We start from the raw sequence: 13,290 nt of genomic DNA on the forward strand, positions 1-13,290 counted from the left end.
CGATGATGAACCTTGCCGAATATCGTAATCGCAATACCCGGCTTGCCGATTTCCTGCCTTGGGTCGCCCTGGTCGGCGAAGGCGTCGTCCTCAACAAGGATGGTAGCCTGCAGCGTACTGCGCGCTTCCGCGGTCCTGACCTCGACAGCGCCGTGCCGGCCGAGCTCGTCGCAGTCGCGGGCCGGCTCAACAACGCTTTCCGACGTCTCGGCTCCGGCTGGGCCATCTTCGTCGAAGCGCAACGCCACGACGCCGCGACCTATCCCTCGAGCATGTTCGCCGACAGCGCCTCTGCGCTGGTCGACGCCGAACGCAAGGCCGACTTCGAGGAAGCAGGCGCGCACTTCGAGTCCAGCTATTTCCTCACCTTCCTCTATCTGCCGCCGGCCGAAGACGCGGCGCGTGCCGAAGCATGGCTATACGAGGGTCGCGACCATGGCGGCGTCAACGCGCGCGAAGTGCTGCGCGGTTTCGTCGATCGTACCGATCGTATCTTGAACCTGATCGACGCCTTCATGCCGGAATGCGCGTGGCTCGATGACGCCGAAACACTCACCTATCTGCATTCGACTATCTCGACGAAGCGTCATCGTGTTCGCGTCCCCGAGACGCCGATGTATCTCGACGCTCTTCTGGCCGATCAACCGCTGACCGGCGGACTCGAACCGCGCCTCGGGGAAACGCACCTGCGCATCCTCACCATCGTCGGTTTCCCGACCGCGACGACGCCCGGAATCCTCGACGAGTTGAACCGGTTGGCCTTTCCCTATCGCTGGTCGACGCGGGCCATCCTTCTCGACAAAACTGACGCGACCAAGCTGCTGACCAAGATCCGTCGGCAATGGTTCGCCAAGCGCAAGTCCATCGCCGCCATTCTCAAAGAGGTGATGACCAACGAGGCCTCGGCGCTCGTCGACACCGACGCGGCCAACAAGGCGGCCGACGCCGACATGGCGCTTCAGGAACTCGGCGCCGACTATGCCGGCCAAGCCTATGTCACCGCCACCATCACCGTTTGGGACGACGACCCGCGCATCGCCGCCGAGAAACTGCGTCTAGTCGAAAAGGTCGTTCAGGGACGTGATTTCACCGCGATGGCGGAGACCATCAACGCCGTAGACGCCTGGCTCGGCTCCTTGCCCGGCCATGTCTACGCCAATGTCCGCCAGCCCCCCATCAGCACACTCAATCTCGCCCACATGATCCCGCTGTCAGCGGTGTGGGCGGGACCGGAACGGGACGAGCACTTCGATGCACCCCCACTGCTTTACGGCAGAACCGAAGGCTCGACCCCGTTCCGGCTTTCCATCCATGTCGGCGACGTCGGCCATACGCTGGTCGTCGGCCCAACCGGCGCCGGCAAATCCGTACTGCTCGCGCTCATGGCGCTGCAATTCAGGCGCTATCCGCAGTCTCAGGTTTTCGCCTTTGACTTCGGTGGTTCGATCCGGGCCGCGGCGCTCGCCATGCGCGGCGACTGGCATGATCTCGGCGGCGGCCTCACCGAAGGGGCCGAAGACAGCGTGTCACTCCAGCCGCTTGCACGGATCGACGACATTGCAGAGCGCGCATGGGCCTCGGACTGGCTGATCGCAATCCTGGCGCGGGAGAGCGTGTCCGTCACGCCCGAGGTCAAGGAACACCTGTGGTCGGCGCTGTCCTCGTTGGCGTCGGCGCCGGTCTCCGAGCGCACGTTGACCGGGCTGTCCGTCCTGCTCCAGTCCAACGACCTGAAGCAGGCGTTGCGACCCTACTGCGTCGGCGGACCCTATGGTCGCCTCCTCGACGCAGAGGCCGAACATCTCGGCGAGGCCAACGTCCAGGCGTTCGAGACTGAAGGACTGATCGGAACCGGCGCCGCCGCCGCCGTGCTCGCCTATCTCTTCCATCGCATCGAGGACCGCCTCGACGGACGGCCGACGCTCCTGATCGTCGATGAAGGCTGGCTCGCGCTCGACGATGAGGGATTCGCCGGCCAGCTCCGCGAATGGCTGAAGACGCTGCGCAAGAAGAACGCCAGCGTCATCTTCGCGACCCAGTCGCTCTCCGACATCGACGGCTCGGCGATTGCACCGGCGATCATCGAGAGCTGCCAGACCCGCATCCTTCTTCCGAACGAGCGCGCGATCGAGCCGCAGATCACCGCCATCTATCGCCGCTTCGGTCTCAATGACCGGCAGATCGAGATCCTCGCCCGCGCCATGCCGAAGCGCGACTATTACTGCCAGTCGCGGCGCGGCAACCGCTTGTTCGAACTCGGGCTATCCGATGTCGCGCTGGCGCTGTGCGCAGTCTCATCAAAGCAGCACCAGGCGCTGATCGCCGAGGTTCACGCCCGCAGCGGCACCGACGGCTTCCTCTCCGAATGGCTGATCTCGAGCCGGCTCGCCTGGGCTGCCGATCTCATTGCCAACCTCACCAACGTCATCCCCCAAGCCAATCAGGAGGTATTCTCATGACACGCTCATTCCGTTCGCGCTCACGCGCACTGCGTTTCGCCACGATCATCGCTGCGACACCAGTCGCTATCTCGATCTTTATCAGCACGCCAGCGGCGGCCCAATTCGGCGGCATCGTCTACGATCCGACGAACTACGCGCAGAATGTGCTGACGGCTGCGCGGACGCTCCAGCAGGTCAACCAGCAGATCACGCAGCTTCAGAACGAAGCGACAATGCTGATCAATCAGGCCCGCAACCTTGCGAGCCTGCCATACTCGTCGCTTCAGCAGCTTCAGCAATCGGTACAGCGCACGCAGCAGCTCCTGCAACAGGCGCAGGGCATCGCCCTCAACGTCCAGCAAATCGATCGCGCGTTTCAGACCACCTACGGCAATGCATCGATGTCGGCTTCCGATCAGGCGCTTGTCGCGCAGGCGCGTGAACGCTGGCAGAACACCGTCGGCGGCTTGCAGGACGCCATGCGCGTCCAGGCCGGCGTTGTTGGCAACATCGACACCAACCGTAGCGAGATGTCCGCGCTTGTCGGGCAGAGCCAGGGCGCGACCGGTGCGCTGCAGGCGACCCAGGCCGGCAACCAGCTTCTCGCCCTGCAGGCGCAGCAGCTTGCCGACCTCACCGCGGTCGTGGCCGCCAACGGCCGTGCGCAGAGTCTGTCCGAGGCCGAGCGTGCGGCCGCGGCCGAGCAGGGTCGTGAGCAACGCCGTCGCTTCCTGACGCCTGGCAGCGGCTACCAGCCGGGCAACGCCCGTATGTTCCCGAACGGCAACTGAGACCGCGGCCATGGACGGCAAGATGCTCGCCAGGATCGGCGCCGCGGTGTTCGTCGCCGTCGCGATCACCGCGACCGCGATCGAGATGACGCGGAAAGAGGAGGCGCCAGCGTCTTGGTCGTCAGGCCGCGCCGTTCAAGCGCGGGTCGATCCGCTGCGCGACGCCCTGATCCGCTGCCAGGCGCTCGGCGAAGACGGGCCGCGCGATCCGGCGTGCCGCCGCGCATGGGCCGAGAACCGAAACCGCTTCCTCGCGCCCGGTGCCCGCCCGGCCGAGCGTCTGCCGGACATGCCGTCCGCGCCGCGAGAGAGCCTCACCCCTCAGCCTGATGAGCGCAACCCTCCGATGCCGCCGCCCGCCGCGCCAACCGTCACCCCACAGCTCGACGAGGCTCGGTAACGTCATGGGCAACACCGGCGTTATCGACCATTTCCTCGAGGTCTTCACCCGCTACATCGATAGCGGTTTCGGACTGCTCAGCGGCGAGGTCGCTTTCATTGCGACCACGTTGATCGTGATCGACGTGACGCTGGCCGCGCTGTTCTGGAGCTGGGGCGCCGACGACGACATCTTGGCCAGGCTGGTCAAAAAGACGCTGTTCGTCGGTGTCTTCGCCTACATCATCGGCAACTGGAACAACCTCGCCCGCATCATCTTCGAAAGCTTCGCGGGCCTCGGCCTCAAAGCCAGTGGAACAGGCTTCACCACGGCCGATCTCTTGCGTCCGGGCAAGGTCGCACAGACGGGTCTGGACGCCGGCCGGCCGCTGCTCGATTCCATTTCCAGCTTGATGGGCTACTGGTCGTTCTTCGAGAACTTTATCCAGATCGCCTGCATGTTCCTGGCCTGGGCGCTGGTGCTTCTCGCCTTCTTCATCCTCGCCATCCAGCTCTTCGTCACGCTCATCGAGTTCAAGCTGACAACGCTCGCCGGCTTCGTGCTGATCCCGTTCGGCCTGTTCGGCAAATCTGCCTTCATGGCCGAGCGGGTGCTTGGCAACGTGATCTCGTCCGGCATCAAGGTCTTGGTGCTGGCCGTCATCATCGGCATCGGCTCGACGCTCTTCTCCGAATTCACGTCCGGTTTCGGCGGCCAGAACCCCTCGATTGATGAAGCGATGGCGATCGTGCTGGCCGCTCTGTCGCTACTCGGTCTTGGCATCTTCGGTCCCGGCATCGCCAGCGGGATCGTCTCAGGCGGTCCTCAACTCAGCGCCGGCGCCGCCGTCGGGACGGGCCTTGCCGCCGGTGGCATGGTCGCTCTCGGCGCTGGCGCCGTCGGCGCGGCCGCATCCGGCGGTGCCGCACTGGCTGGTGGCGCCGCCGCCGCCGCTCGGGGCGGCGCCGCGCTCGCGGGTGGCGCATCGACCGCATATAGCCTTGGCGCAGCCGGACAGTCCGGTGCAGCCGGCGTCGCTTCCGGGCTCAGCGGGGTCGCCCGCGCCGGCGGCAGCGCCGCCGTGTCGCCGCTGCGCCGTGCCGCGTCGCGCGCTGCCGAAAGCATGCGTTCCAGCTTCAGCGCTGGCGGCAAGGCGGCATTCGAAGCCACAGGCGGAACTTCCACCATGGGCTCGATCGGCGGTGATGCCGCCGGCGACGGAGCAGCGCCCGCGAGCGCTGGCGGCGCTCCGGCCTGGGCGCAACGCATGCGGCGCTCCCAACACATGACCCACGCCGCGCAGGCCACAGCCCATGCCGTTCGCTCAGGCGACGCACATGGCGGTGGCTTGTCCGTCAACCTGTCCGAAGGCGATCGCTGATGTTCAAACGACCCTCTACCCATTACGGCAAGGCCCCCGAGCCGGAGACGCCTTATCAGCGCGCCGCCCAAGTTTGGGACGAGCGCATCGGCGCATCACGCATCCAGGCCAAAAATTGGCGATTGATGGCGTTTGGCTCGTTGCTCCTGTCAGCCGGATTCGCCACCGCGCTCGTCGTACAGTCAGCCCGCGGGACCATCGTGCCCTGGGTGGTCCAAGTCGACCGGCTCGGCCAGGCGCAAGCGGTCGCCCCCGCTCAGGCAGACTATCGTCCGACCGATCCGCAAATCGCCTTTCACCTCGCGCGCTTCATCGAGCAGGTCCGATCGATTCCCGCGGACGCCATTATCGTCCGCCAAAACTGGCTGCGAGCTTACGATTTCACGACCGATCGCGGCGCTGCGGCCCTGAACGACTACGCGCGGTCGAACGACCCGTTCGCAAAGGTAGGCCGCCAGCAGATCGCCGTCGATGTCTCCAGCGTCATTCGCGCGTCACCCGACAGCTTTCGCGTTGCCTGGGTCGAGCGCCGCTACGAAAACGGCCAACTCGCCGAGACCACGCGCTGGACCGCGATCCTGACGATCGTGGTCCAGATCCCCCGCAACGCCGATCGCCTCCGAGCAAACCCGCTCGGCATCTACGTCAACGCAATAAATTGGTCACGGGAGCTTGGGCAATGAAGCCGTCTTTCCGTAAAGCCGGAAACCCGGCTTCACACAGTCTCGTATTTCCGGCTCTCCACAGAGCCGCAATTCCGGCGATCCTGCTGGCAACGACCGCCCTCGCTGGCTGCGCCACCACCACGCCGCCGCCCGAGATTTCCTACGACAACGCGGCTCCCGCCGTGCAGGCGGTCGACCCGCCTGCGCCCGTCACTGTGGTCGAGCTGCCGCGACCGCTACCGCTGCCCGGCCAGTTGCAGCGGGTCGAGCCATCGCGGCGCACGCCCGAACCCACCGATCCGACGGCGCGGGTAAATCAGGCCAACGCCGCCGCGCGCATCCAGCCGGTGCGCGACGGCTTCATCAATTCGATGCAGGTCTATCCCTTTACCCAAGGCGCGCTCTATCAGGTCTATACCGCCGTCGGTCAGATCACCGATATCGCGCTCCAACCTGGCGAGCAGCTTGTCGGCGCCGGTCCGGTGGCGGCCGGGGACACGGTCCGCTGGATCATCGGCGACACCGAGAGCGGATCGGGCGCCACGCGCCAAATCCACATCCTCGTGAAGCCGACGCGGGCCGACCTGATGACGAACCTGGTCATCAACACCAACCTGCGCACCTATCACATGGAGCTTCGCTCGACCGAGCGAACCTATATGGCCTCCGTGTCTTGGCAGTATCCGCAGGACCAGCTCATTGCGCTACGCCGGCAGAACGCCGAGGCCCAGGCGGCGCAGCCTGTGGCGAGCGGTGTTGATCTTGCCAACGTCAACTTCCGCTATGCGATCGAAGGTGATCGGGCACCCTGGCGTCCCTTGCGCGCTTTCGATGATGGTCGCCAGGTCTTCATCGAGTTTCCCCGCGGCATCGGTCAAGGCGAAATGCCGCCGCTCTTCGTCGTTGGCGCGGAGGGCGACACTTCGGAGTTGGTGAACTACCGCGTGCGCGGGCACCACATGATCGTCGACCGCCTTTTCGCCGCCGCCGAGCTGCGGTTTGGTTCCGGCGATCGGCAGCGGCGCGTTCGCATCACCCGCACCGACGGGAGGCCGACCTCGTGAGCGAGAACCCTCCCCGGAATGAGGGTGCGCCCGACGACGACGCGCAGCCGTTGACCGGCGAGCCGGCCAGCGCGGCGCCGATGCGGCTGCGCGCGGATCCACCCCGCGTCACCCGGCTATCGCGCAAGGTCCTGGCTGGCGTGGGCCTGGTCGCGAGCCTCGGCCTCGGCGGCGCCTTGATCTACGCGCTTCAAACCCGCGACAGCGGCCGACCCAATGAGGAACTCTACTCGACAGAGAACCGCTCGACGGCCGACGGGCTTGCGGGCCTGCCGCGCGATTACAGCGGCGTTCCTCGGCTCGGTCCGCCGCTTCCGGGCGATCTCGGCCGGCCGATGCTCAGCCCGGCGAACGGCGGACAGCCTGTTCCGGCTCCTGGCATCGCAACGCCGAATCCCGGGCTAAGTCAGGAGGAGCAGCGACGCCTTCAGGAAATCGAGACCGCCCGGACCAGCCGGCTGTTCTCCGGGTCGGAGTCCCGCGCCGGTTCCCCCGCAACGACGCCGACCCTCGTGCCTCCGCCGGCGCCGAACCTCGCCAGCCTCGGGCTCGCGCCGCCGCCTGCGACCCCTTCGGCCCAAGATCGTCAGAATGCCTTCCTGAATGCGGCCGCCGATCGCAGGACGGTAGCGCCCGATCGAGTCGTCGCGCCGCCGTCGCCGAACGTTCTGCAAGCCGGCGCCGTCATCTCAGCCGCGCTCATCACCGGAATTCGTTCCGATCTGCCTGGGCAGATCACCGCGCAGGTCACCGAGAACATCTACGACAGTCCCACCGGACGCATCCTTCTCGTGCCGCAGGGCACGCGCGTCGTGGGCCAGTACGACAACAGCGTCCAGTTTGGACAGAGCCGCGTGCTCTTGGTCTGGAACCGGCTGATTTTTCCGAACGGCCGCTCGATCGTGTTGGAGCGCCAACCAGGCGCAGACGCCCAAGGATTTGCCGGCCTTCAAGACGGCGTGGATTACCACTGGTGGGATCTCGCCAAGGCCGCTGGTCTGTCCACACTCCTCAACGTCGGTGCTGAACTTGCGGTCGATGATCAAGACCGGCTGCTGCGAGCCATCCGCAACGGTGGCCAGGACACGATCAACGATGCCGGTCAGCAGATCGTTCGCCGCCAGCTTAACGTCGCTCCGACGCTCACGATCCGGCCGGGCTTCCCGGTCAGGGTGATCGTGACGCGAGATCTGGTACTCGAACCATATGGAGGGTGATCATGGCGAAGCTCAAGCTTGGCGCGCTCTTGGAAGACAAGGCTGTCAAAGTGTCGCTCGAACTGCCGGCCTCGCTGCATCGCGACTTGGTGCTCTACGCGGAGGTCCTGGGGCGCGAACAGGGGCAAACCATTTCAGATCCGGTCAAGCTCATAGCGCCGATGTTGCAGCGTTTCATCGCGACCGATCGCGCGTTCGCAGCTGCCAGGAAGTCAGCTCCGGACTAACGGGGGCGACCCCGTCAGTATATTCCGTATATGACGCGAACGGCGGTGCTAACCAAAAGCAGCCACAGCGCCTCGTCCCAATGGTTGAACCCATCACGCCTCAGGAATTTCTCACCGAGCGTGATCGCAAAGACGGCGCTACAGATCGAGTAAAGCGAGAGTACGAGCGACACCATTGGGAAATAATGCGCCCGGCCGTATAGCCCAATAATAGAGGAGACGCAGAGTTTTGTAGCGAAGCGTCGAAGCGTCAAGCGCGACTCCGCGTCTAGATGCGGCATCATGAATGCTCGCTGCCATCATCGCGCCAACTATGCGTTCGCGGGTCCCATCGATCACCTCGCACGTGCGCGATAGCGCGGTGCGGCCTTCAAAAAAGTATGCCTGTCTCGATCAGCGCGCGCACCTGATCGCGTCGATCGAAGTCACGACCGAAGCCAAAGCCCGCCTCGAGGTTCCCGATCCGGGTGTACGACACCTCTCCTCGCGCGAAGAATATGCCTTTCTGATAAGTCGGCGTGAAGGTCAGCGACCAGGCACTGCTTCCGGGACCATAAAGCAAGTTCGTTGGCGCACACGACGCATCCGATCCGCATCTTCCCCCGCTAGTCTTCAGATATTCAGCCCGCGCGCCGAGCGACCACTCCTTGTCGATCGCGTATTTAACGAGCAGCGCCCCGCCGTAGGTATCTGCGGAACGATTGATGCCGAGCTGATCATCGCGGCCAACGTGGCTGTATTGGAGATACGGCGTCAGTGTGAGCGGACCGCTCGTATGGGTGTAAATGAGATTGAAAATGCTGCTGTTGTTCTGCGCCAAAGGCGTCGCGAAGGAGGATTTGTCATTACGCGATAGCGCACCAGCGCCGACGAAGCTCAGCGAATTCGAGGAATCAAACGCGTAGGAAAGCGTGCCCGAGAGCCAGTTCAGCTTTCCCGAAAAATAGCCGTCGTTAAGCGAGACCGCCGCACTGACGGCTCCCTTGGCGTAATTCACTTGGACGCCGCGACTGATGGCCGGCTCCTGATTCCACAGCAAGCCGTGCTCGATATTGACGTTTTGGAAGGTGAACGTCGACTCCGCGCCGACCATCGTTGGCAGTAATCCGGCAGACACGGATAGTTCGGGCGATATCACCGCTTTCGCGTACGCCACCGGAACCGGACCAAAAAGCTGCTCCGTCGCTTCGGTTGCCTTCAGGTAAGACGTACCCAGCGAAGGGATGGAGTAAATGCCCGTCTGTACATAGAACTGTAGCGGGCCCCGGGTCGTTTGAAACTGGACTTGCGCGTTGCTGATATCGACGAAGCCGTCGCGGTTGCCGATCCCGCCGGCGTGCGTTGCATTGGTCTGCGCGACGCCAATGCCCGTCACTTGGCCCGACACCAGAACCTGACCGAACGGTCCTGCCTCAAGCGCGATGGCGTCAGGATTAGGGACGAGGGGGCCAGCAAAACTCGGTGCCGGAACCGGATCTGCATATGCCGCGCTCGCGCCGAAGAGCGTAGCGTACGCCACTCCAAGCGCCAGGGTCGAGGGCGACGTCAACCACCATTTGTGTCGCGGCGTCGACTTGCGAATAGCAGAGAAATCGGCACGTTCGGGCATATATGCATCCCCATTTGATTGGGCAGATGCAGCGAAGCACTAATTTTACGCGTATAAAGTCGGCGCTTTATCTGACGTTGGGCCGTAAGGATTGCATATATATTTGAGCAGCGTCAGCCCTGTTTGACGCGGCTTAGACCGCCTGGCGGTAACGAACCTCAGCACGGGCGACTTTGACCATTATGCGGTAGCGGCTTGCCCGGCCGTCAAGCTCAGCAGCCGGCGAAAGGGCGGGTTATCGTTCTCGGTCGACCAAACCGCGGAGAAGGGCAGCGCGCAACCTTCGAGCTTCCGATAGGTGATGCCGGGGAACGACGTCTCCGCGACCGATTGGCTTGCTATCGAGATGCCTCTGCCGATCGCAACCAACTGCATCAGGGTTTGTGACGACACGCGGTCACGCTGTATCCGTGGCGAATATCCAATGGAGGAGAGGTGCCGGAAAACGAACGCTTCGATGTCGCGTCCCGGCGTAGCTTCGGTCACCAGAAACTGCTTCAGCCTGATGTCACTCCACGCGATTTCGCTCTTTTTCGTGAGTGCATCATTCTCCGACAAGACGACAAACACATCCTCGGTCCACAGCCGTTTGGTGGCGAGGCTGCCAGTGTCAAGCGGCGCGGCCATGAACGCGATATCGAGATTGCCGCGCTCTAAGTCCTCGAAGAGCTGTGTATGTGTGCCTTCCACAAACTCAAGCTGCACTGCTTCATGTTGCTGACAAAAGCGAATAAGCAGCTCCCCGAGGAACCCGGTTGCGAGCGGAGATGACAGGCCGACGCGAACCGTACCGGACCTGCCGCGGCCGATCGTGCCGACATCGCCTACCGCACGATCAATCTCGTTCAGCGCGGCTTGGGCATGCTCGACAAAAATAGACCCAGCTTGCGTTAGCGAAACGCCGGACCTTTTGCGAAGAAATAAGCTGGAGCCTAACCCGTCTTCCAAGTTTCTGACCTGCCGACTGATTGTCGACTCCCGCACGCCAAGGCGTGAAGATGCCTTGCGAAAGCTTCCGAACCGGGCGGCCGTCACAACGTATCGTATGTGCCTAAGCTCTAGCTCAAAGGCCTTCACCGCCAGAAGGGCCGGGCTACGCAGCGATGTCGGTGGGGATGGAAGCTACAGCGCATCTCGGCGTTACCTGTAATTGGAACGCGTCGAGCCGAACGCGATGCTATAGGACGCTGCTTACCCCGCGTGACATAAGGATCACGTAGAGTTTCGAGGGGCGACCGCAAAGATCGCGTAAAGCGCAGCCCTCATTCGCCAGTTCCAGAGCGTACTCCGCTTCACTCGCATTCATCTATTCATGGTCGGCCAAGAAACGTCGCGGGCGGTGGCTGTGACATGCTTCCTTACGCCATCCTTATACACGGGCGTAAAAACTCAGCGCCGCCTTTACGTGCAACGTCTTAAAGGCGTCCCGCAGACTGACACTAAACTGGAGCTGCAGCCAAAATGCTCAGCAACTTTCTGGCCGAGGAGCCGAGATCTGCGCGTCTACTGAGCCGCGTGCGTTCGCGCTCGCGCACGAAGAGACGATCGTTCGGCGTCGTCGCGCTGTTTGGAGAACCCTCGTGACCGCAACCCTCATGATTGTTCTGGCCGGCGCCTGCGCGGTCGGCCTCTTCATCTACCTTTTCTACGCCCTCATGAAGCCCGAGCGCTTCTGAGCGTCAACCATCCATTCTAACCGGCAGGTGGCAAATATGGGCGACCTCATCTTCGTAGCGGTAACGCTCGGATTCTTCGCAATCACAGCAGGGTTCATCGTGGCCCTCGATCGAATTTGAGGGGGCTCTGATGGGATACGATCTGAATCAATTCATCGTCGTTTTGGCGATAATGACGGGCCTCGTCTTTGTGGCTGGCCCGTGGCTCACGCGCATCTTCACCGCGCCTGGACACAATATTATCGAGCGCGGCACCTACCGGTTGCTGGGCGTCGATCCCGCCGAGGCAATGTCCTGGAAACGCTATGGCGCGGTGCTGCTCCTCAGCAACGCCGCCATGATGCTGCTCGGCTACCTGATTTTGCGCATCCAGCAACTTCTGCCCGGCGATTCGCTCGGTCGCTCTTCGCAGACACCCGACCTCGCGTTCAACACCGTCGCCTCCTTCATCACCAATACCAACTGGCAGGCCTATTCTGGCGAGACGAGCCTCTCGAACCTGTCGCAGATGGCGGTCATCACCTTCCTGATGACCGTCAGCGCCGCGACCGGCGTTGCCGCCGCAGGCGGCTTCATCCGGGGCCTTAGCCGCAAGAGCGCCGGCGACATCGGCAATTATTGGGTCGACTTCACGCGCGTCACCTACCGCCTGCTGCTCCCGGTCTGCTTCGTCTTGGCGCTCATCTATGTGTGGCAGGGCATGCCGCAGACGCTGACGGCCGACACGGTGGTCACGACGCTCGAAGGCGCTCGCCAGCAGCTCATCATCGGGCCGGTGGCCAGTCTCGAGACCATCAAGCACATCGGCACCAACGGCGGTGGCTTCTTCGGCATGAATGCCGCGCATCCGTTTGAAAACCCGACACCGCTCACCAACACGCTGCATATCCTGAGCATGTTGTTGATCCCGTCGGCCCTGACCTACGTCTTCGGATCGATGATCGCCAACCGCAAGCAGGGTTGGTCGTTCTTCGCCGCCTTCTTCGTCATGTTTCTCGGCTTCCTAGCGCTGGTCTACGGCGCCGAGCATGCGGGCAATCCGATGCTTTCGCCGCTGGGAATTGATCAGGCGCAGACCGCAACGCTCGGCGGCGGCAACATGGAGGGTAAGGAACTTCGCTTCGGCATCGCCCAGACCAGCCTGTTCGTGACCACCACGACGGCGGCGACGACGGGATCGGTCGACTCGATGCACGCCTCGCTGACACCGCTTGGCGGCCTCGTCCCGATCGCCCAGATGATGCTCAACAACGTGTTCGGCGGCGATGGCGTCGGCCTCATCAATCTCGTCACCTATGCAATCCTGACCGTCTTCCTGGTCGGCATGATGATCGGGCGAACGCCCGAATTCCTCGGCAAGAAGGTCGAGGCGCGCGAGATGAAGTTCGTGATGCTGGCTGTTCTGGCCCATGCCTTCAGCATCCTCGGTTTCACGGCGCTCGCATGCGTCATGCCCTCCACCGTCGACAGTCTGGCCAATATGGGGCCCCACGGTTTCAGCGAAGTGCTCTACGCCTATACCTCGGGCACCGCCAACAACGGTTCGGCCTTCGCCGGCTTCAACGCCAACACTCCCTTCTTCAACACAACCATTGGGCTCGCGATGCTGGTCGGGCGCTATCTGACCTTGCTGCCGATGCTGGCGGTCGCGGGCGTGATGGCGGCGAAGAAGACGGTGCCGGCCGGCCCAGGGACGCTCTCGACCGCAACACCGCTGTTCACAGGGCTTCTCGTGTTCGTGGTGCTGGTGGTCGGGGGTCTGACCTTCCTCCCCGCGCTCGCGCTCGGCCCGATCGTCGAGCATCTGCTGATGCTGTCTGGCACGACATTCTGAGGACAT

12 protein-coding genes are annotated in these 13,290 nt (G+C 63.4%); 10 read left to right on the top strand and 2 right to left on the bottom strand.

Going from position 1 to position 13,290, the window contains the following annotated elements; genetic code table 11:
* The first annotated feature begins 2 nt into the window (after positions 1-2).
* The 8 genes from trbE to J0I47_RS11845 are packed head-to-tail and all read left to right on the top strand — an operon-like array spanning position 3 to position 8,165.
* Positions 3-2,459: a conjugal transfer protein TrbE gene (gene trbE, locus J0I47_RS11810; protein WP_203310710.1), complete on the top strand. Its 2,457-nt coding sequence runs from the start codon at positions 3-5 to the stop codon at positions 2,457-2,459.
* Complete coding sequence (gene trbJ, locus J0I47_RS11815) at positions 2,456-3,232, top strand: P-type conjugative transfer protein TrbJ (protein WP_203310711.1); 777 nt, start codon at positions 2,456-2,458, stop codon at positions 3,230-3,232. The genes trbE and trbJ overlap by 4 nt, the downstream gene beginning before the upstream one ends.
* 10 nt (positions 3,233-3,242) lie before the next feature.
* Positions 3,243-3,632, top strand: a complete 390-nt coding sequence (gene trbK-alt, locus J0I47_RS11820; RefSeq protein WP_203310712.1) for a putative entry exclusion protein TrbK-alt — start codon at positions 3,243-3,245, stop codon at positions 3,630-3,632.
* A gap of 4 nt (positions 3,633-3,636) precedes the next feature.
* Positions 3,637-4,992: a P-type conjugative transfer protein TrbL gene (gene trbL / locus J0I47_RS11825; RefSeq protein ID WP_294047204.1), complete on the top strand. Its 1,356-nt coding sequence runs from the start codon at positions 3,637-3,639 to the stop codon at positions 4,990-4,992.
* Complete coding sequence (gene trbF, locus J0I47_RS11830) at positions 4,992-5,675, top strand: conjugal transfer protein TrbF (protein ID WP_099957426.1); 684 nt, start codon at positions 4,992-4,994, stop codon at positions 5,673-5,675. The genes trbL and trbF overlap by 1 nt, the downstream gene beginning before the upstream one ends.
* Positions 5,672-6,721 carry a P-type conjugative transfer protein TrbG gene (gene trbG, locus J0I47_RS11835; RefSeq protein ID WP_203310714.1) on the top strand — a complete coding sequence of 350 codons (1,050 nt, stop codon included), beginning with the start codon at positions 5,672-5,674 and terminating at the stop codon, positions 6,719-6,721. The genes trbF and trbG overlap by 4 nt, the downstream gene beginning before the upstream one ends.
* On the top strand, positions 6,718-7,938 hold the full coding sequence (locus tag J0I47_RS11840) for a TrbI/VirB10 family protein (RefSeq protein WP_203310715.1): 1,221 nt from the start codon (positions 6,718-6,720) through the stop codon (positions 7,936-7,938). The genes trbG and J0I47_RS11840 overlap by 4 nt, the downstream gene beginning before the upstream one ends.
* A gap of 2 nt (positions 7,939-7,940) precedes the next feature.
* Positions 7,941-8,165, top strand: coding sequence for a DUF2274 domain-containing protein (locus J0I47_RS11845; RefSeq protein WP_203310716.1), 225 nt, complete (start codon positions 7,941-7,943; stop codon positions 8,163-8,165).
* A 370-nt stretch (positions 8,166-8,535) separates the two neighbouring features.
* On the opposite strand, the gene J0I47_RS11850 is transcribed toward J0I47_RS11845, so the two are convergent.
* Positions 8,536-9,774: an outer membrane beta-barrel protein gene (locus J0I47_RS11850; protein WP_294047205.1), complete on the bottom strand. Its 1,239-nt coding sequence runs from the start codon at positions 9,772-9,774 to the stop codon at positions 8,536-8,538.
* 180 nt (positions 9,775-9,954) lie between these two features.
* Positions 9,955-10,851 (bottom strand): LysR family transcriptional regulator, encoded by an 897-nt coding sequence (locus J0I47_RS11855; RefSeq protein ID WP_294047206.1) that lies wholly within the window; start codon positions 10,849-10,851, stop codon positions 9,955-9,957.
* Between the two features lie 503 nt (positions 10,852-11,354).
* Between J0I47_RS11855 and kdpF the strand changes: the two genes are divergently transcribed.
* Both kdpF and kdpA read left to right on the top strand, forming a co-directional pair.
* Positions 11,355-11,450, top strand: coding sequence for a K(+)-transporting ATPase subunit F (kdpF, locus tag J0I47_RS11860; RefSeq protein WP_194246536.1), 96 nt, complete (start codon positions 11,355-11,357; stop codon positions 11,448-11,450).
* A gap of 130 nt (positions 11,451-11,580) precedes the next feature.
* Complete coding sequence (kdpA, locus tag J0I47_RS11865; protein ID WP_203310719.1) at positions 11,581-13,284, top strand: potassium-transporting ATPase subunit KdpA; 1,704 nt, start codon at positions 11,581-11,583, stop codon at positions 13,282-13,284.
* Positions 13,285-13,290 lie beyond the last annotated feature (6 nt).

The organism is Sphingomonas sp. (assembly GCF_017304635.1).
Classification (GTDB): domain Bacteria; phylum Pseudomonadota; class Alphaproteobacteria; order Sphingomonadales; family Sphingomonadaceae; genus Sphingomonas.

Bases quoted from the DNA above. Each gene is read 5' to 3' on its own strand.
- kdpA (WP_203310719.1), top strand. From the start codon at position 11,581: ATGGGATACGATCTGAATCAATTCATCGTCGTTTTGGCGATAATGACG.
- J0I47_RS11845 (WP_203310716.1), top strand. From the start codon at position 7,941: ATGGCGAAGCTCAAGCTTGGCGCGCTCTTGGAAGACAAGGCTGTCAAA.
- trbK-alt (WP_203310712.1), top strand. From the start codon at position 3,243: ATGGACGGCAAGATGCTCGCCAGGATCGGCGCCGCGGTGTTCGTCGCC.
- trbG (WP_203310714.1), top strand. From the start codon at position 5,672: ATGAAGCCGTCTTTCCGTAAAGCCGGAAACCCGGCTTCACACAGTCTC.
- trbE (WP_203310710.1), top strand. From the start codon at position 3: ATGATGAACCTTGCCGAATATCGTAATCGCAATACCCGGCTTGCCGAT.
- J0I47_RS11850 (WP_294047205.1), bottom strand. From the start codon at position 9,774: ATGCCCGAACGTGCCGATTTCTCTGCTATTCGCAAGTCGACGCCGCGA.
- trbJ (WP_203310711.1), top strand. From the start codon at position 2,456: ATGACACGCTCATTCCGTTCGCGCTCACGCGCACTGCGTTTCGCCACG.
- trbF (WP_099957426.1), top strand. From the start codon at position 4,992: ATGTTCAAACGACCCTCTACCCATTACGGCAAGGCCCCCGAGCCGGAG.
- trbL (WP_294047204.1), top strand. From the start codon at position 3,637: ATGGGCAACACCGGCGTTATCGACCATTTCCTCGAGGTCTTCACCCGC.